Here is an 18,833-nt window from a genome sequence, read left to right on the forward strand (position 1 = left end):
GCTTTGATAAATAATTGAGCTTCTTATTCATCCTGAGCAATATCACCTGGGCAAAGCTCAATACCAACTATCTTGGCAAACTCTTTCGCTTCAAAGCCACTTTCAAAATTTATTCCATCTTTAACCGCTATTGCGATAGGTGCATCCGATTCCCTTAGAATATCTCGCAAGCTATTAATAGTCGTTTCGATCATTGCTGCGGTTAGTTGCCTTTCACCAAATCGAATAGCAACAGTATTTTCACCCTCACCGATTTCTATTCTCACACCTTTGAAAAGGGTAGAGGTTTGATCTCTAAATCGGTTAATAACTCCAAACACTTTGTCAGTACTATCTAACGGTATACGTTTGGAACTCTTTAAACGAGCTGGTTTTACTTCATTGATATGGATGGTTTTGTCGCCGCTATCAGGAATTTGAAAGTCATCTCTGCCGGTTGCCTCACCTGATTTTGCAAAAACAAGCAGACGAGCCGAAGCTGTACCAATTTCAAAAGGTTCAGAGTAGATCTTGCCATCTTTTGGATTTGATCCGTCTAGTGTATATGATATTTCTGCACGAGGTGTACACTGTAAAATTATTTTTCGTTTATCTGCAAATGGTTCTACTTGATGACGAATTTTTAAGTCAGCAACCCATCGAGCAGGGGCTCCACTTTCATATTTTCCGCTTGGATCTTTTACTAAGAAATACAGCGTACCTTCCTTGGTAATGAAATTTTCTAAATCCTCTACTTTATGATCTGCCTCCGTTACTTCCGGCTTTGTTGAGTAATGAATCACAGGGCTTTCACCCGCGTTACGAGGTGTAAGGCTAAGGATTGATTCTCCAGTATCAGGATGTGTATTTAGTACTGTTACATTGACATTGGTTTTTTCTTTAGGAAAAGGGCCCTTTTCTATGTACCCATCTTCCCCAAGACGCCATCGTCCCTGCTTGAGAGCCTCCGTTTTGAGTGTATCCATGCCGCCATTTCCTGGCATCCAAGGCCAACCAGGGTTGCATTTAGCCCTATTAATTACATCTTTCCAAGGTGTTCGACGGTTAGAAACTCCCGATGGCCAAAGCTCCGATTCAGCAAGAGAAAAGTATTGACTAAAATTATCTTTTAAATCAGAAGCCAATTTATAATTTGCGCGAGGATCAGCCATAAGTTTTTCTATTTGGGTTTCCGCAGATTGATCTCCGATGCCTATTTTAAGCCCATTATCTATGGTGACTTTTAATAAACTATCTGAACCATCTGTTTCATCAATGCCAGGAAATAAAATAGTGTTGTAGGCAGCTGATAGTGATTTCGTAAATCTTCCTCCTGCTTCTTCAAATCTGTCACGTGCCTCTTCATATAATGTATCTCCAGGCTTTAATTTTCCCGTAATTTGCTCAATGGCATAAAGTTCTCTGAGGCGATCTTCTACTGCATCAGCCATGATGCTATCTTGCCCTGTAAGAACTAGAAAATTGTTTTTTTCTTGTTGATAGTCAAAGAAATTTTTGAGTTCACTGGGTGGCACCTTCCCGTCAGGTTTGATAACAATTAATGCTCTAGGACCACTTAATTTCAGTTCATCCATACGTGGAAGGATTTGAACATCCTGGTAAGCGTTACGCGTATTGGGTTGTAAGATTCCAGCCATTCTATTGATAAACGCCTGATCAATTTTAGGTTGGGGAATTTCCTTTGCATTACGCTCTATCTGACGAGACAAATTCTCTGTTTCTTTGATAAAAAATCGTTGATCTTCACGATGCAAGTACCAGGATTGCTCTCGTAGCTTCTGTAAGACATCTAAAAACTCATCAACTTTTCTATTTGGTGCAGCTAAAAATTCAATGATTTCGCTTTCTGATAATCCTATCCGCCCACCAACTACTCGAGATAATGATGAAGCCAACAATAAAGTCATTAATTGAGTGGCAGCATCTGTGCTATGCTCAGAGTCAATTAATTCTGCTGTTGCATCACCTTTATCTGCGATATCCCGAGTAATAGCTGGAACCAATTTTGGTGAAATCCTTTCGATTTCATCTTTAACTTGTTCATCATTTAAATCAAGATGTTGTGTCCCAATAAGAAAAACATCATCAATTTGACGTTGCTCAACGCTTTTGAGCAACCTGGCAGTAAACTGCATCAAACCACGAGTTTGTCTAAAACCTTCATTTTCTTTAAAAAGTGCTACGAGGTGCTTAAATGAAGGATGAAATGGGTAGGTTTCACGAATTTGATCGGCTATTTGTTCTATACTTGCTGCAACAATATATCCGCCATCTTCTGCTTTTTTAATTTGTTGTGCATATTCTTCCGCAATACCGTTAATTATTTTCTCATCGGGTAATTCATCAATTAGACGTTTTTTTAAAATCTCATAAATTTCATTCCCCGATAATTGCACAGGGGTGATAGTCATAGCTTGACGACGAGTTTCTTGTTGCAAATTCGATATTGAATCGGCCAATGCCTTTGTTTGAGCTTTGTAACTTCCAGATAAATTGGCAATAACAATACAGCAATTTGGTAATTCTAAAGCAGCGCTCATCAGAGCACTAAGGCTATACACGACCATATTTGCCAAAGTGCCGGAACCGTATACTTGTGTACTAGCATTGTCTAAATAAGGAGGAAGTTCATCTATCATAATCAGTGTGGGTTTATCACCAATAATATCCTTCCATTTTTTTTGATCTACGGCTTTAGGGCCAGTAACCCAGTATTCTTTAATTTCCTCTGCTGCTCCAAGTTGGGTAGCAATATCTCCCCATATATAATTGTCTGGATTATTTCTTCCATTGAATGCCGCTATGCGGGCTTTATCAAAATGTAAACGACAATTTAGTTCTCTGCTTAGAACTTTTGGACGCAAATGCGTATGTTTTGCTAAAAGCCCAAGAGCTATCATCATATGGGTTTTACCACCACCCATAGCTTGTGTTAATTCAAAGACAGCTTGATCAGATTTTCCTGATAATCTCAACATACCTTCACGAAACAATTGTTCCATACCATGAGTAACAAAATTTCTCGAGAAAAAAACTTCACCATCATCTTGGTCATTAATTAGGTCAGCGAGATTCTCAATGCCGGAACTCATTCTATAATCATGAATAACAGGGTTAAAACGACATGCCTGCTTGACTGTCTTAATCATAACTCGATTTCCTCTCGTTGATTTTTATGTGTGAGGGTAATGCCCTTTTTTTCACAATGGTCTTTTATTAATACCTCTAGCATATTAGCAATAGAACGATGTTCTACTTGCGCGGCTAAACGCAAAGCTTCTTTTAAGTTTGGTTCAACTCTTACTGTTAAGGTTGCGGTTTTATTGGTCGCCAAAATAGCCTCCAAAATTGATAGCAAATGTAATGCACTATAATGCATTGCGCTATACAAAACAATTGATTGAAAAGAAATCGTCTGGATATAGATCAAATTAGCAATTGAATGCCTAAAAAATGAGGATGTTGTAATTAAAACAGGAATAACTGCACAAATTGCGATTCGAAGTGCTGTCATCATATATTTGAATAAAATTATTGAAATTAATTAGTCTTAATTATATATTGCAATGGTTTTAGGATGTAGGAGTGTTTTAAATGGAGTTTTTAGATTTTTGTAATGGCATTCAAGAGATCGTTGGAAAAAACAACAACACCTATGGTAGTTCAGAAAAGAGCCTGGTTTTTCTTTCCGAGTTAGATAAGATAATCAAAAGTAAAGAAGCTAATAAATCTCTCTGCATGACTCAAGCAACCATTTTATTTGAAGGCTTTTATCGTCATCTAAGTAGTGAATCACTTATAAAGGATTTTCAGCATCTTAGAGCTAAACGATGGGAGCATCATTTTGGTACGCCCACAATTACATTTCTTTTATCATTCAAAGCACAGATTGATCAAACAACTAAACTATTCGATGAACAGATTTTAGAAACGGAGTCACCGATCCAGTCTCCGTGGAGTATCTCGAAAATGGACGGATTTAGCATAGATCTCGATAACAATATTGTTACAGATCCAAAAAGTATTGCACATGTAGAAGCCCCATCTTCAAGAGAAAGCACAGGTATATTTACAAAAACCCATAATCCTTTTGGAGGGTTTACAACAACTCCATGTGATCCCGTTTCACAGAAGTTCATTGAGCATGCAGCTTTATCCGCTAAAAATGGGGGTAAAGTATTAGAAATAGGTGCAGCTTTTGGTGCGGCAACATTAGAAGCGATTGCAAAAGGAGCAACTGTTTTTTGTAATGATATTGATCCTGAAAATTTAGCCGTTGTTCGTAAACGTTTTTTGGAAACAGTAGAGGAATCCACTGACTCTTTAACTGGAGATAGCAGTAAGCTAGTTCTTGTACCTGGTGAGTTACCCAATGAGTTACTTGGCCTTCCTAAGAAGCATTTTGATGCTATTTTGATTTGTCGTGTCTTACACTTTTTCACTGGCAGTAAGATAGAAGAATCATTAGCCTTGTTAGCAAAATTGTTAGCTCCCAAAGGAAAGATATACATCGTTTGTGAAACACCTTTTTTAAGAAATTGGCAACGCTTTATTCCTGAATTCAATAGACGTGTTGAGGATAATGAGGAATGGCCTGGTGAAATCACCGAACCAGCAAAATATGAAAGCAGTGGGAGGGCAAGCTCTTTGCCTAAATTTGTACATTGGATCACTAAGGAAGTATTAGATCGTAGTTTAGTAAAAGCTGGTTTCTCAGTGGAACATTCCGAGTACATCAATAGAAGTGGACAATTTCCTGAAGACTTATTATTGCCTGAGTATGGTAAAGAGAGTGTTGGTGCAATTGGGATGATGTGAGTAAAGGATTATGAAACAAAAGATTGGTTGGTATGAGTGGTTAGCTTGCATGCTAAAGGAGTTTGTAGCTGAAACAGCAAAAAAGCCACAGTATGAGATCGTTGATATTTTTGAGTGTAAAAAAACTGGCTTTACAAAAGCAGTAGTTAAATTGTCCGAAAGACATATAAAAGAAAAAAATATCAGTGATATCATCATGGACAATGAGTTAATAGATAATCTGGATTCTAAAACCGTTCGGACTCTTACTTATATCGCTACAGTAGAGCGATTAAAACCTGATTACTCTATTGTAGTCCAGCATATGACGTCTGAAGTCGATGAATATCTGCTTGAAATAAAATCTAAATTCAAAGCAACTACGATAAAAAAATCACCTTCTGAACTTTCGAAAGATAAAGAATTAATAGCAAAGTTTAAGCCTGAAGATGCTAATAGAATTGGTTATATGGCTGGTGTTAGAGAAACAGTAAAAGAATACGAAATCAAAAAAGGTATATAGTTTTAGTGTAAGGAGTATTGTTTTGAGAAAGGAAGTTTTTTGAAAAATGTAGTTACACAAAATTATTTACAGTCTCAGTTTTTGCCGCTTTGGAACGTAAGAAGCAATATAAGTATCCTTATCTATTATTAGGTCTCTATCTAACGTTTTTATTGTCCACAGTCTGCTTGGCAAGCCGAATTACTCAAGTTGGTACAATGCTAGAGCCTGGAGGTATTTTTGTATTTCCTCTAACCTTTAGTATTTGTGATATTGTTGGTGAAGTATATGGTTATGCCTATCCCCGATTGTTTATCTGGATTGGTGTGTTGGCAGAGTTTCTTTTTTCCCTGGTTGTCATTACAGTATCCCACCTTCCTGCACCGGAGTTTTTTACGCAAGCTACAGCTTATCAAATCGTTTTCGATCCCACATTAAGATATGTTTGCTCAGGGCTAATAGGCTTGCTCATTGGAGAGTTGACGAACATTTATTTGCTATCAAAATGGAAAATTTTTCTAAAAGGTAAATTCTTCATTTTAAGAAGTTTACTTTCCACTGCATTAGGCCAAGCATTGCTGACCGTTATCGTGGACTTACTTAATTATTTTGGTAAATTGACAGATCACCATCTTGGATGGATGATGGTTTGTGGTTATCTATGGAAAATGGGCTGCGCAGTACTTATGGTTTTTCCTGCATGGTTATTGGTCAAGTATCTTAAAAAGGTCGAGCAAGTAGATCATTACGACATCCATACAAACTTTAATCCCTTCGTATTTAGCTTAAATGAAGGACCCATTGAAATCGAACAACAAATTAGTGCTGGATCCGTTCTTCAATGAGTACTCCAAGGATGCGATCATGGGACGGGTCTAATTTGGTTAACTGCAAATTTCCATCACCTAAATCATGGCGTAAATAGAAAGAGTTATTTTCATAAAACAAACGATTGAAATCAATTTTATTGTCTTTTGATAAATGTACTATTACAAAGTCTCTATCTTTAGGCGTCTTACCAGAATCAAAAATCAACAATGTATTTTGCTGAAAACGAGGCAGCATTGAATCATCAGGGATTATCAAAGCAAAAGAATCGTTTGCTATTGTTTTATTGAGTAGTATTTCTTGATTGTCTCGAATATCAGCTTTACTAGCTGGCCAGTTTTTTAATACATTCCATTCAACAATAGGGATAGCGCTAATTTGCAAATCCTTCTTTACTCCATCAGGAATAATTGTGGGTAATGGCTCCTGGCCAATTAATTGTTCTACAGATATAGAAAAAAAGCGCGACAACTCTTCTAAAGCCTTTTTGCGTGGATTTTTTGTTGAACCAGTAAGGATATGATGAATAGTTGGTTGCGGTATTCCTGTTAATCGAGCTAATTCACTTACAGATGTGTTGCCATGAATTCGCATGAGTTGTTGTAAATTGTTACTTAACGTCATCGTCATTTAGAAAATATTCCAATTAAAATGAATAAAATTATTCATTACATGGTTGACAAAATGTGCATACGCATATAATTTATCATTAATTGAATATACTTATTCAATTAATATGCTATCACATTCTTAAATAGAATAATTATCGTCAATATATCACGTTGTTGATTATACCAGCAAATAAAATAGAGGATAATTTGAATTTGTAATGAATAAGTTAGCTACCCGATAAGATAGTTAAAGGAGTGTTGTTCATGGAGATGAATACCAAGTTACAAATTTATAAAGGAATTATTCAATATATTTTGGAATCTACCAACTACAGTTTACAGAATATTGCGGATCTTTCTAATTCTTCAATAAAAAATATTCGTACAATTTATTGTGATAATGTTGTACCAAGTAATTTTTCTTCCGATATGCAATTAGTACGTTTATATCAAATGATTCTTGAAATACATATTCAAGAAAAGCAGTTTAAAAAATATTTACCTCTTCCTAAAAGCTTTAGACAAATTAATGTATCAATGGGGTAAGCCCAAGGTAATCAAGTATGAAATCACTCAACATTCAATAAACGGCTGAATTTTTTATGGAACGCAAAATAAACCAGGTATTAACCCAGGTGAAGAAAATCACTATTTTCACCAAGGGTTTGGAGGACATATGAGCATATGTAGCATTTTACCAAGGCTAATCCGTCTTAGAGACGCTCCTACCTATGTAGGTATGGATCGTCATCGATTTAATAAAGATGTCAGACCTAACTTGGTTGAAATTCCAATGGGAGTTCAGGGGGTTGCATTTGATCGACTTGATTTAGACGCCTGGGTGGACGATTATATACAGTGTAGTGGTCGTCCTGCGGTAACCAAGCAGAGGAGTTTGGAACAATGGGACGAAAAAAATCGCCGGGTCTCTTCAAAAGAGGTGACTATTGGCACATCGATAAAGCGGTCTTTGGATGCAGAATTCGAGAAAGCACTGGTACGGGCAACCTCGAAGAAGCAGAAAAATACTTTGCAAAACGTTTAGAAGAAATAAGGCAAGCGAGTGTGTTTGGAGTAAGACCCAAACGCACGTTTATGGAAGCAGCAATTAAATTTTTGGATGAAAACCAACATAAGCGCAGCATTGATTCTGATGCAGGGCGTTTACGTGTTCTGGTTCAGTATATAGGTAAAATGCCTTTAGACTCGATTCATATGGGAACTTTACAGCCATTTATTGACGGGCGACGTCAGGATCAGGTTAAAACAAGAACGATTAACCATGGTCTAAAAATAGTACGTCGTATCTGTAATTTGGCTGCAACCGAATGGATTGATGAATTTGGGTTAACTTGGTTGTTGCATGCACCCAAAATTAAATTATTGCCAGAAGATGATTTACGTAAGCCTTATCCGTTAAGTTGGGATGAACAACATAAGCTTTTTGCTGAGTTGCCATCGCATTTAGAGCAAATGGCTCTATTTGCGGTGAATACAGGATGCAGAGAGAGTGAAGTGTGTCACTTACAATGGGATTGGGAAATTAAGATCCCTCAGTTGTCACACTTAATGGTTTTTATCATTCCGCCTGAAATGGTTAAAAATGGTGAAGAGCGCTTGGTTGTCTGTAATCAAACGGCAAAATCGGTAGTTGATAATCAAAGAGGAAAGCATCAGCAGTTTGTGTTTACCTTTAAAGGCAATCCGATTACCCGTATAAATAATACAGGCTGGAAAGAGGCTCGTAAGAAAGCTGGTTTGGAGTTTGTGCGTGTTCATGATCTGAAACACACCTTTGGCAGACGCTTGCGTTCTGTGGGAGTGAGTTTTGAAGACAGGCAGGATCTGCTTGGGCATCGTTCAGGTCGTATTACAACACATTACTCATCAGCTGAATTGCAGAATCTATATGAAGCTGGAAATAAGGTTTGCGAAAAGCAACAAAGTGGGGTAATTCTCACGTTGCTTCGTAATCCAAATAATAGGAAAGAAAAAGATACATCTCATGGACGTAAGGTAGTTAGTTTATGAGTTTGTGTTTACTGTGCCCCACAAAATCCCCACAATGGTTTTTGAGGGGTTGGGATAGTCGATTGTAAGTTATTGATTTAACTGGCTTTAATTGGTGGGCCCACTAGGACTTGAACCTAGGACCAACGGATTATGAGTCCGCTGCTCTGACCAACTGAGCTATAGGCCCGAAAACGGTGTAATTGTAATCGCTTATTCGGCATAATGCCAGAATATTTTTATTTTTTTGATGGATAATGCTTGTGGGCATTATCCATCAACTTTTGGGGGAAGACTAGGTGTCATCTCCCTCCAGGAAGCTGCGCAGTTTCTCGGAGCGGGAGGGGTGGCGCAGTTTTCGTAGGGCTTTGGCTTCGATTTGACGGATCCTTTCGCGGGTTACGTCGAATTGTTTGCCTACTTCTTCCAGTGTATGGTCGGTGTTCATTTCGATACCGAAGCGCATGCGCAGGACTTTGGCTTCTCTTGGTGTAAGTGTCTCCAGGATTTCCAGAGTGGCTTCGCGCAAGCCGGCTGCGGTGGCTTTGTCGATTGGGGATTCGATGTTCACGTCTTCGATAAAGTCGCCTAAGTGTGAATCATCGTCATCGCCTACCGGTGTTTCCATCGAAATGGGTTCTTTTGCAATTTTTAATACTTTGCGGATTTTATCTTCGCTCAAATCCATTTTTTGCGCCAGTTCTTCAGGGCTTGCCTCGCGGCCTGTTTCCTGCAGAATTTGGCGGGAAATGCGGTTGAGTTTGTTAATGGTCTCAATCATATGTACCGGGATACGGATTGTGCGGGCTTGATCCGCGATAGAGCGAGTGATGGCCTGACGAATCCACCAGGTGGCGTAGGTTGAGAATTTGTAGCCGCGGCGGTATTCGAATTTATCGACCGCTTTCATCAGACCGATGTTGCCTTCCTGAATCAAATCGAGGAATTGTAAACCGCGGTTGGTGTATTTTTTGGCGATTGAAATAACCAGACGCAGGTTGGCTTCGACCATTTCCTTTTTGGCACGGCGTGCTTTGGCTTCGCCGATTGACATCTTTTTGTTGATGTCTTTGATTTCCGCAATCGTTAAGCCGTATTCGTCTTCAAAAGCGGCCAGTTTCGATTGCAGGCGCTTGATTTCTTCGCTGTATTCTTCAATACGGGTCATATCAAGCTTTTTGCCGTGTTTGCTAATTAGGTCTGGCAGCCAGTTTTGATCGGTTTCCTGACCGGGGAATGTATCGATAAACAGTTTGCGTGGAACGCGGGCTCTTTCAATGCATAACCGCATGATAGTGCGCTCAAATTCGCGAATGTGGTTGCGCAGCTGTCTGAAGTGGCGTGTCAGTTTATCAACCTGTCTTGATGTCAGTTTGAGTTTAAGGAATGCCTCTGACATGAGCTCAAGCAGCTGGAGCGTTTTTTTGTTATTGCGGCCAAGCTTGCGCAGACTATCCATCGCGTCATTATAGGTAGCGCGTAACTCATCAAAATAAATTTGTGCCTGTTCCAGACTGGGGCCGTCATCAGCTTCAGACAAAGTACCATCGCCGTCGCCGTCTTCATCCTCATCGTCAAGCGATATGGCAGTTTCGCTAACAGCGTCATCTGATTCTTCGAGCATGGAGCCGATGCTGGAGGCAGGGGCGGCTTCATCGCCTTCGCCGTCTGCAAAACCGCTGATAATTTCGCTAAGCCGGATTTCTTCAACCAGAACACGTTCGTAATCGTCAAGCACCAGCTGGACAGTTTCCGGATAGTGAGCCAGTGATTTCAGTACTTGATAAATACCTTCCTCTATGCGTTTGGCAATGCGGATTTCACCTTCACGAGTCAGCAGTTCAACAGTACCCATTTCACGCATGTACATACGTACAGGATCGGTTGTACGACCAGTTTCTTTGTCGACAGAGGCAAGAACCGCCGCCGCTTCTTCAACGTCTTCAGGCGCTTCTTCGGTGTTACCCAACAGTGCCAGTTCATCTTCGCTGGGCGGTAGTTCAAATACTTTGATGTTCATGCCTTCAAGCATGCTGATGATGACATCAAAGTGTTCCGTATCAACAATATTGGGAAGCAAATCATTAATCTGGGCATAAGTCAGATAATTCTGTTCTTTACCAAGGCTTATCACTTTAGTGATCTGCGAGCGCTGCTGTTCTTGTTCATTCATGGTCATAGGCACTTATCAAGAGTGATTAAATCTACAAAAGGATTTAATTATAAACCCGCTATACTAAACATGCCAGCAAAAAAGTGCTTTATTTTTTATCATGCACGGTTTGGTGGCGCTGTTTCAGCATATTTTGTAATAACATTCGTTCAGACACAGTTAAGCCTTCTTTTCGGGATTTTGCAATGTATTGGTTAATTTTTTTTTCAAGGCTCTGTTTTTGTAAAAAATTGATAATATCAATAAATTCTTTGACTAATGCTTCTTCAGGCACTTGATGTTGCCAGCTGGCCAGTTTAATAAGGGAATCAAAGTAATCGCTGTTGCGCCAGGGCTCAATAAGTGCCGCAGTATTGGTATTCGGAGCGTCTGCAACTTGTCTGAGGAGTTGTTGCAGTAACGCCTGTTCCTCGCTATCGAGCTCATCGATTGCAATGTCGTTCTGGCATTTACTAAAAATTTCCGGATGCTGGATGAGAAGGGCAATTGCCAAACGGGTTGGCGAGCGCTTGATTGGTGAGTTTTTGGGGCGATCAGCCTGGGTTACCTTTTTCTCTTGGCTTAATTGGGTAATCCGATGGTTTTCAATATGTGTCGCCCGCGACAGTTCTTCAACCAGCAGAATTTTATAACTGCTCTCAGGCATAGCTTGCAGGAATGGGGTGGCGGCATTGAGCAACCGGCTTTTACCGGCAATGCTGTGCGTGTCAATGCCTTCGCTTAATGTATCGATGAAGTATTGGCTAAGCGGTATTGCTTGTGCCAGCCGTTTTTTGAATGCTTCACTGCCTTCGGCTCTGACCAGGCTGTCAGGATCGTGATTTTCAGGTAAAAATACGAATCGGGCGTCTAAGTCGCCGTCCATCTGCGGCAGGCTGTTTTCCAGCGCGCGCCATGCTGCTTGCCGGCCAGCAGCGTCGCCGTCAAAGCAAAAAATAATTTGCCGGGTATGTTTGCTGAGCAGCTGGATATGGTACGTACTGGTTGCTGTACCAAGTGCCGCTACGGCATTATTAATGCCATGCTGAGCTAGCGCGATGACATCGAGGTAGCCTTCGACAATTAAAATGTGGTCAATGGTTTTATTATTCTGAATAATTTGGTGCAGGCCGTACAATTCCCGGTTTTTCTGAAAAATAACGGTTTCGGGCGAATTCAGATATTTCGGTTTTTGATCCGAATCAATAGCGCGGCCGCCAAAACCGATAATCCGGCCATGGCGATCATGGATAGGGAACATAATACGGTTGCGGTAGCGATCGTAGGTTTTACCATCATCGTTTTTAATCAGCATGCCGGTAGTAATAAGCTCGGCTTTATTGGGCTTGAAATGCTGCTCCAGCGTATTCCAGCCGGCAGGCGAATAGCCTAATTGATAGCGTTTGGCAATTTCACCGCTCAAGCCACGGTTTTTAAGGTAATCGACGGCGGCTGCACCATTATTTTTCAGGCTATGCTGGTAAAACTGGCTGACTCGTTGTAAGAGCTGATACAGGCTTAGAGTTTGTTGAGTCTTTTCAGGCTGGCTATCGCGGGGAACTTGCATACCCAGGCGGGAGGCAAGTGTTTCCACCGCATCAACGAAGCTTTGGTTTAAGTAACTCATCACAAAGCTGATGGCATTGCCGCTTTCGCCACAACCAAAGCAATGGTAAAACTGCTTTTTGGCAACGACATTGAAGGATGGGGTTTTTTCAGAATGAAAAGGGCAGCAGGCTAAATAACTGTTGCCTCTTTTTTTTAACGGAACATAGCCGTCAATAAGCTCAACGAGATCTGTTTTGTGCAGAAGCTCATCGATAAAAGGCCGAGGTATCAAGCCGGACATTACCTTATTAGCTCAGTCTGGCCTTGATTAATCCACTAACTTTACTCATGTCGGCACGACCCTGAAGCAACGGTTTCAGGTAGTTCATGACTTTACCCATGTCGCTGATTTTCTCAGCGTTGAGTTCAGTGATTGCTTTCTCGATGAGGGCGTTAACTTCTGATTCCGACAACGGCTCTGGTAAATACTGACTGATAACTTCAAGTTCATACTGCTCTTGCTCTACCAGATCAGTTCGGCCTGCGGCTTCAAACTGGCTAATGGATTCTTTGCGCTGCTTGGCCAGCTTATCAAGGATGACCAGCATGCGTTCTTCATCGACCGTAATACGCTCATCGACTTCGATTTGTTTGATTGCAGCAGTGATTAAACGCAGCGTGTCCAGCTTTTGCTTTTCACGGGCACGCATCGCTTCTTTAACATCACTATTTATACGGTCTTTGATACTCATTTATTTACGTCTCTTACCGCCACGACGGGAAGAAGAACTGGCATCACGAGAGATTTTTTTCAAATGACGCTTGATAGCAGCGGCTTGCTTGCGCTTGCGCTCAGCAGTTGGTTTTTCGTAAAATTCACGGCGGCGTAATTCAGTTAAAATTCCAGCCTTTTCGCAAGAGCGTTTGAAACGACGGAGTGCGTATTCAGGATTTTCACCTTCTTTCACACGAACTGTGGGCATTAATAAGTCCTCTGATATAATTAAATGTAATAGGTTGGCAATTCTAGTGGCAGTTTGTCAAATCGTCAAGGTTTTTTGTCTGGTATGTTATTTTTTTACCGGTATACTTGGCTCCCGTGATTTATAACTCGAAAATGAAGCAGGAGAAGAAATGCGTGTTTTAGGGGTGGAATCATCCTGTGATGAGACCGGGATTGCTATTTATGATTCTGAACGGGGCTTGTTGGCGCATACTCTGCATTCTCAGGTTAAATTGCATGAGCAGTATGGCGGCGTTGTACCTGAGCTTGCTTCGCGTGATCATGTAAAATACATTGTTTCTTTAGTTGATCAGACTTTGAAGCAGGCAGGGCTTGAAAAGTCGCAGCTTGATGCGATTGCCTATACCGCTGGTCCCGGTTTAATCGGCGCATTGTTAACCGGCGCCAGTTTTGCCAAGAGTCTGGCTTTGGGGTTACAGATTCCGGCTATCGCGGTACATCATCTGGAGGCGCATTTACTGGCGGCCAGACTGGATATGCCTGAGCTGGAATTTCCTTTTCTGGTCTTGCTGGTGTCCGGTGGACATACTCAATTGCTTGAGGCGCAGGGGCTGGGAAAATATAAAATTATTGGCGATACGCTTGATGATGCGGCAGGAGAGGCGTTTGATAAAACGGCCAAATTAATGGGCATGCCTTATCCCGGCGGTGCATTGCTTGCCGGCCTTGCAGATCAGTACAAGCCATTGCCTGACGAAGTGACGCCGGTATTTCCGCGGCCCATGACTGACAGGCCGGGGCTGGATTTCAGTTTCAGCGGTTTAAAAACGCATGCGTTAACGGCCTGGAGTAATTCGCGCAAGGATGAAAAGGCAAGGGCGGCGATTGCCTATGCTTTTCAGCAGGCGGTAGTTGAAACCTTATTGATTAAATCAAAGCGGGCTATTCAGCAGACTCAGATTAAACGTCTGGTGGTTGCTGGCGGGGTAGGGGCCAATCGGGCGTTGCGGGAGGGATTAGCGCGCCTGGTCAAGGATGTTGGGGGAGAGCTTTATTTTCCCCGTATTGAATATTGTACGGACAATGGCGCAATGGTTGCTTATGCGGGTTGTTTGCGGTTGCTGGCGGGGCAACGGGACGAGAATTGGTCGGTAGAGGTTAAGGCGCGCTGGCCGCTGGAGGCGTAGGTTTTTGTTGGGTCGAAACGACCCAACCTACTATTCCTCGGGATTTTTGGAGCTGCTTTCAACGATAATTTCGTCTGTTATGTCGGATAACTGATGTTTGTCTTGCTTGAATTTGATTTTAGGTTCTTCGCCGTCGCATAGCCGGGTGATATTGTCGGCATGCTTATAAAGGATAAGCAGGGTAATGAAAAACAGCGGCGGAAACGCATCCATGTTTTTTAGAATCAAAATTGAATATAACGGAGCCAAGGTGATTGAAATAATTGATGCCAGTGAGGAGTAACCGTAGAAGTTGGCAATCAGCAGCCAGGTTGCAATAACCGCAGCGCCTGCAATCAGGTTTAAGCCAAGAATAGCGCCCAGAGCTGTCGCAACGCCTTTACCGCCCTTGAAACCGAAAAATACCGGGTACATGTGTCCTAATACGGCAGTGAAACAGACAAATCCCTGGGTAGTTAAGCCGGCTCCCAGTATTTTGGCCAGGATGACAGGGATAACGCCCTTAAGCATGTCGGTAACCAGTACCATAATTGCATATTTTTTTCCGGCCAGTCTCAGGACATTGGTTGCGCCCGGATTTTTGGAGCCTTCGCTGCGTGGATCCGGTAAGCCGAACAGTTTGCTGACAATAACTGCTGAGCAAAAAGAGCCGCAAATATAACCAATAGCAATTAATAAAAAGAATAACAGAATCTCGCCCATGACGTCTCCTGGTCAAATAGAAGCGCTATTATCATTGAAAGCGGGAGTAATGTGAAGAATAAATTAAATTCATATAACAAGCTCACATTGATGGTAAATTTTGATTACTCTGCGCTTTATCAAGGCTACTGGTTGTATCCGGGCTTGATTGCAATGCTTTGATTGTATCTCGTGGAATATTAAGTAGCGTCAATAGGAGAGAACAGGCGAATTTAATAAAATTCAAAGTGGCTGTTAACGCGGTAAGTATTATATTACCCACTGAGTTAACACTGTCTGCCATTTTACCTTTTAATAATAGATAAGGGATTTCAAGGGCATAACAGAGGGTTTCTGCAACTTGTAACAATGCGGTAACGAGCTCTATTCCGCCAATTTTAGCATACGCACGGGAGCGGATTGTTTCAGGCTTCTTTTTCTGAAGATTTTTTTTCTGCCTTTTTTTGCCGATTCTGATCGTGGAGGCGGCGTCTTTAAAAAAATGACTGGGACGGCTCATAATGAGGGTTTAAAAATGGACTGTATGGCCATTATTGTAGCGAAAACCTGCCGGAGTGTCAAAAATAAGGCAGTCTTGTTGTTTGATGTGCATTAAGGGAGGTGCAGATTGAGTCCGGGAATATTTTTGAAACCAGGGCGACTCAGGTAATTACCTGTTCTGGTAAAAACATTTCCTGTAAATTATTAGTATAGCGCCTGCCAAATTCAGTCACTTGCCAATGTTTGTCATTTAATGTAATCAAACCAAGGCTGGCTGCTTTTTCAAGACGAGGTTGCAGCAATTCTGAATCAAGCCCGGTACGCTCAGTGAAAAGAGACAGCGGAATCGGTTGCTGCAGGCGGGTAGTATTGAGCATGAACTCAAAGGGGAGAGAGTCTGCGGATAGCAGTTCACTGGCGGCCATGATCTGCTTGTCTGGATTGAGGTAATCCGTGGGTTGCCGTTGCTTTCGGGTGCGATAGATTTGATGGGGAGCAGAAACAGTTAATTTTCCATGAGCTCCAGCGCCTATGCCGTAATAATCGCCAAATAACCAATAATTCAGATTGTGACGGCTCTGGCGTCCGGGTTTGGAAAAGGCTGATATTTCATAACGTTGGAAACCGTAGGCGGCCAAGCGCTCAAAACCTTCCAGCTCCAGCGCTTCATTGGTATCTTCATCAGGCAGCTGGGGTTGTTGTTTGTAAAATATAGTATTCGGTTCGATCGTCAGCTGATACCAGGATAAATGTTCTGGCTGATGAGTCAGTGCTGTAGTCAAATCTGCCAGCCCTTCGGCGGCAGACTGGCCAGGCAGGCTATGCATGATATCAATATTCAAATTGTCAAACCCGGCACGGCGTGCGGTTTCTATCGCTTTATGCGCTTGTTTGTCGTCATGGATGCGGCCAAGAGTTTTCAGTTTATCGGCATTAAAACTTTGTATTCCCAGCGAAAGGCGGTTAATACCGGCTTGCCGGTAATCATTAAATCGCTGTTGTTCGACGGTGCCGGGATTAGCTTCCATCGTGACTTCAAGCTCAGGCGCAAACGTCACATGTTTTTGCAGCTCGGTCAACAGAGAGTGGTAAGCATCGGCTGATAACAGGCTTGGCGTTCCGCCGCCGATAAAAATGCTATGGATAAACCGGTGCGGAAAATGGCTTAAATCTTGCTTGAAATCAGCCAGCAGCGCGTCGATATAATGTTGTTCAGGCAATTGCCCGGGGCTTTTGTGAGAGTTGAAATCGCAATAAGGACACTTGCGGATGCACCATGGAATATGAATATAAAGCGATACGGGTAGCATTGTATTAAAAACGGGCTGGCTTGTTAATGCTTGCAATAGTATCATGAATTAAGGTTTACCGGCAAAACAGAAAGGGTATAATGCGTGAAAAACCGTTATGCAAGGTCGGAGGCGCGCAGTATTGCTGCGTTGTTATTAGTTAAACAGTGGTTAAAGAAGGATAAGAATAATGAGTAACCGTGTAAGAGTAGCAGTCACTGGGGCAGCAGGCCAAATTGGTTATGCTTTACTGTTTCGTATCGCTTCAGGGCAGATGTTCGGACCCAATACCGAAGTTGAGTTGCAATTACTTGAACTGGAGCCGGCTCTGCCTGCGCTGGAAGGCGTTGCAATGGAGCTGGATGACTGCGCATTTCCTTTGTTGAAAAAAATTGTCTGTACGGCTGATTTGAATCACGCAATGGACGGAATTAACTGGGCATTGCTGGTGGGTTCAGTGCCTCGTAAACAAGGCATGGAGCGTTCTGACTTACTGCAGATTAACGGCGGTATCTTTACTAAACAAGGTAAGGCTATTAATGATCGCGCTGCTGATGATGTCCGTGTGTTTGTAGTTGGTAACCCATGTAATACGAACTGTATGATTGCCATGCACCATGCGCGTGATATCCCAAATGACCGATTCTATGCGATGACGACGCTTGATGAGCTGCGTGCCCGCACTCAATTGGCTCAAAAAGCTGGTGTTGATATTACTGCTGTCAGCAATATGACTATCTGGGGCAACCATTCAGCAACTCAGTACCCTGATTTTTATAACGCTAAAATTAATGGCAAATCCGCTGCAACAGTGATTACTGATGAAAGCTGGTTAAAAGACACATTTGTCTCGACTGTACAACAGCGCGGCGCTGCGATTATTAAAGCCCGTGGCGCTTCATCTGCAGCTTCTGCAGCTAACGCGGCTATTCAGGGTGTCAATCATCTGGTGACTGACACCAAAGCAGGCGAGTCGTTCTCAATGTGCCTGAGCTCTACTGGCCAGTACGGCGTTGATGAAGGTTTAATCTTCTCATTCCCTTGCCGTCGTGATAACGGTAACTTGAGTGTTATTGAAGGTTTGCCGCTGAATGAATACGGTAAAGCCAAATTCGATGCTACGCTGAATGAGTTGCGTCAAGAGCGTGATATGGTAAAAGAGTTAGGTTTGCTGGACTAGCAGCTGGTTTGGCCTGAGGAGGGGCGCAAGCCCCGTCTCGAAGGCTTGCGTTGAGACTTCGAGACAGCGCTTCTTCAGCCCAGACGGATTTTACCTTTCTACTCTGGCACACAAGACGGATTGCAATTATTAGGATTAATACTATTTGCATCGCAGGCATTTTTAGCCAAAGCCATTGCCTGATCCTGAGTGGGCGCAAAATACGACCAATGCTCATTACGCAGGTTGCTTACCACACAATGCCAGCGTCCGCCTGAAACGCCGTTGTCAAAGCAGACTGGATTACAATTAGCGATGTTATAGCTGTTATTATCACAGGCGGTTTGCGCCATACCTTGCGCTGCTGATTGAGTTGGTGCGGTAAATGTCCAATGCTCGCCACGTTTGTTTGCCACATTACATACCCAATTGGCGTGAGCGGCAGAGCTGATTAAAATTAACGCTGATACAACGGCTGAAATTGTTTTTATTTTCATGGTTAATCCCCTCAGTTAAATATAACCTCGGCACAGAATTGCCTCACCGCAGGAACCTGCAAGATAATTTTGTGCAAAGAATATTACGGCCTTTTCAGTATAGATAA

General features: G+C 42.1%; 17 protein-coding genes, 1 tRNA gene and 1 pseudogene. 7 read left to right on the plus strand and 12 right to left on the minus strand.

Annotated features, from left to right (window positions below):
• Positions 1–23: 23 nt before the first annotated feature.
• Positions 24–3,149, minus strand: a complete 3,126-nt coding sequence (locus ACFORL_RS11400; protein WP_382344119.1) for an anti-phage-associated DUF499 domain-containing protein — start codon at positions 3,147–3,149, stop codon at positions 24–26.
• Positions 3,146–3,517, minus strand: a complete 372-nt coding sequence (locus ACFORL_RS11405) for a hypothetical protein (RefSeq protein WP_382344121.1) — start codon at positions 3,515–3,517, stop codon at positions 3,146–3,148. Before ACFORL_RS11405 ends, ACFORL_RS11400 begins: the two co-directional genes overlap by 4 nt.
• Before the next feature lie 77 nt (positions 3,518–3,594).
• Between ACFORL_RS11405 and ACFORL_RS11410 the strand changes: the two genes are divergently transcribed.
• From ACFORL_RS11410 to ACFORL_RS11420, 3 genes are all read left to right on the plus strand, one after another.
• Positions 3,595–4,818 (plus strand): class I SAM-dependent methyltransferase, encoded by a 1,224-nt coding sequence (locus ACFORL_RS11410; protein WP_382344123.1) that lies wholly within the window; start codon positions 3,595–3,597, stop codon positions 4,816–4,818.
• Between the two features lie 10 nt (positions 4,819–4,828).
• Positions 4,829–5,320 (plus strand): hypothetical protein, encoded by a 492-nt coding sequence (locus ACFORL_RS11415; RefSeq protein WP_382344124.1) that lies wholly within the window; start codon positions 4,829–4,831, stop codon positions 5,318–5,320.
• An 89-nt stretch (positions 5,321–5,409) separates the two neighbouring features.
• Positions 5,410–6,144 (plus strand): queuosine precursor transporter, encoded by a 735-nt coding sequence (locus ACFORL_RS11420; protein WP_382344126.1) that lies wholly within the window; start codon positions 5,410–5,412, stop codon positions 6,142–6,144.
• On the opposite strand, the gene ACFORL_RS11425 is transcribed toward ACFORL_RS11420, so the two are convergent.
• Entirely contained in the window at positions 6,119–6,757 is a 639-nt protein-coding gene (locus ACFORL_RS11425) for a helix-turn-helix domain-containing protein (protein ID WP_382344128.1), read from the minus strand. The two genes, ACFORL_RS11420 and ACFORL_RS11425, sit on opposite strands and share 26 nt — an antisense overlap.
• A gap of 245 nt (positions 6,758–7,002) precedes the next feature.
• Here ACFORL_RS11425 and ACFORL_RS11430 point away from each other — a divergent pair, with 245 nt between their 5' ends.
• Both ACFORL_RS11430 and ACFORL_RS11435 read left to right on the plus strand, forming a co-directional pair.
• Positions 7,003–7,284: a hypothetical protein gene (locus ACFORL_RS11430; protein ID WP_382344130.1), complete on the plus strand. Its 282-nt coding sequence runs from the start codon at positions 7,003–7,005 to the stop codon at positions 7,282–7,284.
• Between the two features lie 357 nt (positions 7,285–7,641).
• The gene (locus ACFORL_RS11435; protein ID WP_382344132.1) at positions 7,642–8,769 is read left to right on the plus strand and encodes a tyrosine-type recombinase/integrase; all 1,128 of its coding nucleotides are present in this window, start codon (positions 7,642–7,644) and stop codon (positions 8,767–8,769) included.
• A 92-nt stretch (positions 8,770–8,861) separates the two neighbouring features.
• Here ACFORL_RS11435 and ACFORL_RS11440 read toward each other — a convergent pair.
• From ACFORL_RS11440 to rpsU, 5 genes are all read right to left on the minus strand, one after another.
• Positions 8,862–8,938: transfer RNA gene (locus ACFORL_RS11440), tRNA-Ile, on the minus strand.
• Between the two features lie 105 nt (positions 8,939–9,043).
• Entirely contained in the window at positions 9,044–10,927 is a 1,884-nt protein-coding gene (gene rpoD / locus ACFORL_RS11445) for an RNA polymerase sigma factor RpoD (RefSeq protein ID WP_382344134.1), read from the minus strand.
• An 82-nt stretch (positions 10,928–11,009) separates the two neighbouring features.
• Positions 11,010–12,749, minus strand: a complete 1,740-nt coding sequence (gene dnaG / locus ACFORL_RS11450; RefSeq protein ID WP_382344136.1) for a DNA primase — start codon at positions 12,747–12,749, stop codon at positions 11,010–11,012.
• Between the two features lie 7 nt (positions 12,750–12,756).
• Positions 12,757–13,200, minus strand: coding sequence for a GatB/YqeY domain-containing protein (locus ACFORL_RS11455; protein ID WP_382344138.1), 444 nt, complete (start codon positions 13,198–13,200; stop codon positions 12,757–12,759).
• Positions 13,201–13,431, minus strand: a complete 231-nt coding sequence (rpsU, locus tag ACFORL_RS11460) for a 30S ribosomal protein S21 (protein ID WP_382344140.1) — start codon at positions 13,429–13,431, stop codon at positions 13,201–13,203.
• 151 nt (positions 13,432–13,582) lie between these two features.
• Between rpsU and tsaD the strand changes: the two genes are divergently transcribed.
• The gene (gene tsaD, locus ACFORL_RS11465; protein ID WP_382344142.1) at positions 13,583–14,599 is read left to right on the plus strand and encodes a tRNA (adenosine(37)-N6)-threonylcarbamoyltransferase complex transferase subunit TsaD; all 1,017 of its coding nucleotides are present in this window, start codon (positions 13,583–13,585) and stop codon (positions 14,597–14,599) included.
• Between the two features lie 33 nt (positions 14,600–14,632).
• On the opposite strand, the pseudogene plsY reads toward tsaD, so the two are convergent.
• The 3 genes and pseudogenes from plsY to hemW all read right to left on the minus strand — a co-directional run.
• Positions 14,633–15,292 (minus strand): annotated as a pseudogene (gene plsY, locus ACFORL_RS11470) (glycerol-3-phosphate 1-O-acyltransferase PlsY); the annotation flags it as partial.
• A 91-nt stretch (positions 15,293–15,383) separates the two neighbouring features.
• Positions 15,384–15,800 (minus strand): hypothetical protein, encoded by a 417-nt coding sequence (locus tag ACFORL_RS11475; protein ID WP_382344144.1) that lies wholly within the window; start codon positions 15,798–15,800, stop codon positions 15,384–15,386.
• Between the two features lie 142 nt (positions 15,801–15,942).
• The gene (hemW, locus tag ACFORL_RS11480) at positions 15,943–17,091 is read right to left on the minus strand and encodes a radical SAM family heme chaperone HemW (RefSeq protein WP_382344201.1); all 1,149 of its coding nucleotides are present in this window, start codon (positions 17,089–17,091) and stop codon (positions 15,943–15,945) included.
• A gap of 169 nt (positions 17,092–17,260) precedes the next feature.
• On the opposite strand from hemW, the gene ACFORL_RS11485 reads away from it, so the two are divergent.
• Positions 17,261–18,250 (plus strand): malate dehydrogenase, encoded by a 990-nt coding sequence (locus ACFORL_RS11485; RefSeq protein ID WP_382344146.1) that lies wholly within the window; start codon positions 17,261–17,263, stop codon positions 18,248–18,250.
• A gap of 98 nt (positions 18,251–18,348) precedes the next feature.
• Here ACFORL_RS11485 and ACFORL_RS11490 read toward each other — a convergent pair whose 3' ends face one another.
• Positions 18,349–18,726 carry a hypothetical protein gene (locus tag ACFORL_RS11490; protein ID WP_382344148.1) on the minus strand — a complete coding sequence of 126 codons (378 nt, stop codon included), beginning with the start codon at positions 18,724–18,726 and terminating at the stop codon, positions 18,349–18,351.
• Between the last annotated feature and the right edge of the window lie 107 nt (positions 18,727–18,833).

The sequence above is a fragment of the Legionella dresdenensis genome, from assembly GCF_042649825.1.
Lineage (GTDB): Bacteria > Pseudomonadota > Gammaproteobacteria > Legionellales > Legionellaceae > Legionella_C > Legionella_C dresdenensis.

Coding starts and splice junctions, on each gene's coding strand:
- tsaD (WP_382344142.1), top strand. CDS start 13,583: ATGCGTGTTTTAGGGGTGGAATCATCCTGTGATGAGACCGGGATTGCT.
- ACFORL_RS11490 (WP_382344148.1), bottom strand. CDS start 18,726: ATGAAAATAAAAACAATTTCAGCCGTTGTATCAGCGTTAATTTTAATC.
- ACFORL_RS11400 (WP_382344119.1), bottom strand. CDS start 3,149: ATGATTAAGACAGTCAAGCAGGCATGTCGTTTTAACCCTGTTATTCAT.
- ACFORL_RS11455 (WP_382344138.1), bottom strand. CDS start 13,200: ATGAGTATCAAAGACCGTATAAATAGTGATGTTAAAGAAGCGATGCGT.
- dnaG (WP_382344136.1), bottom strand. CDS start 12,749: ATGTCCGGCTTGATACCTCGGCCTTTTATCGATGAGCTTCTGCACAAA.
- ACFORL_RS11425 (WP_382344128.1), bottom strand. CDS start 6,757: ATGACGATGACGTTAAGTAACAATTTACAACAACTCATGCGAATTCAT.
- ACFORL_RS11475 (WP_382344144.1), bottom strand. CDS start 15,800: ATGAGCCGTCCCAGTCATTTTTTTAAAGACGCCGCCTCCACGATCAGA.
- ACFORL_RS11410 (WP_382344123.1), top strand. CDS start 3,595: ATGGAGTTTTTAGATTTTTGTAATGGCATTCAAGAGATCGTTGGAAAA.
- ACFORL_RS11415 (WP_382344124.1), top strand. CDS start 4,829: ATGAAACAAAAGATTGGTTGGTATGAGTGGTTAGCTTGCATGCTAAAG.
- rpoD (WP_382344134.1), bottom strand. CDS start 10,927: ATGACCATGAATGAACAAGAACAGCAGCGCTCGCAGATCACTAAAGTG.
- ACFORL_RS11435 (WP_382344132.1), top strand. CDS start 7,642: ATGGGACGAAAAAAATCGCCGGGTCTCTTCAAAAGAGGTGACTATTGG.
- ACFORL_RS11485 (WP_382344146.1), top strand. CDS start 17,261: ATGAGTAACCGTGTAAGAGTAGCAGTCACTGGGGCAGCAGGCCAAATT.
- ACFORL_RS11430 (WP_382344130.1), top strand. CDS start 7,003: ATGGAGATGAATACCAAGTTACAAATTTATAAAGGAATTATTCAATAT.
- rpsU (WP_382344140.1), bottom strand. CDS start 13,431: ATGCCCACAGTTCGTGTGAAAGAAGGTGAAAATCCTGAATACGCACTC.
- ACFORL_RS11405 (WP_382344121.1), bottom strand. CDS start 3,517: ATGATGACAGCACTTCGAATCGCAATTTGTGCAGTTATTCCTGTTTTA.
- hemW (WP_382344201.1), bottom strand. CDS start 17,091: ATGCTACCCGTATCGCTTTATATTCATATTCCATGGTGCATCCGCAAG.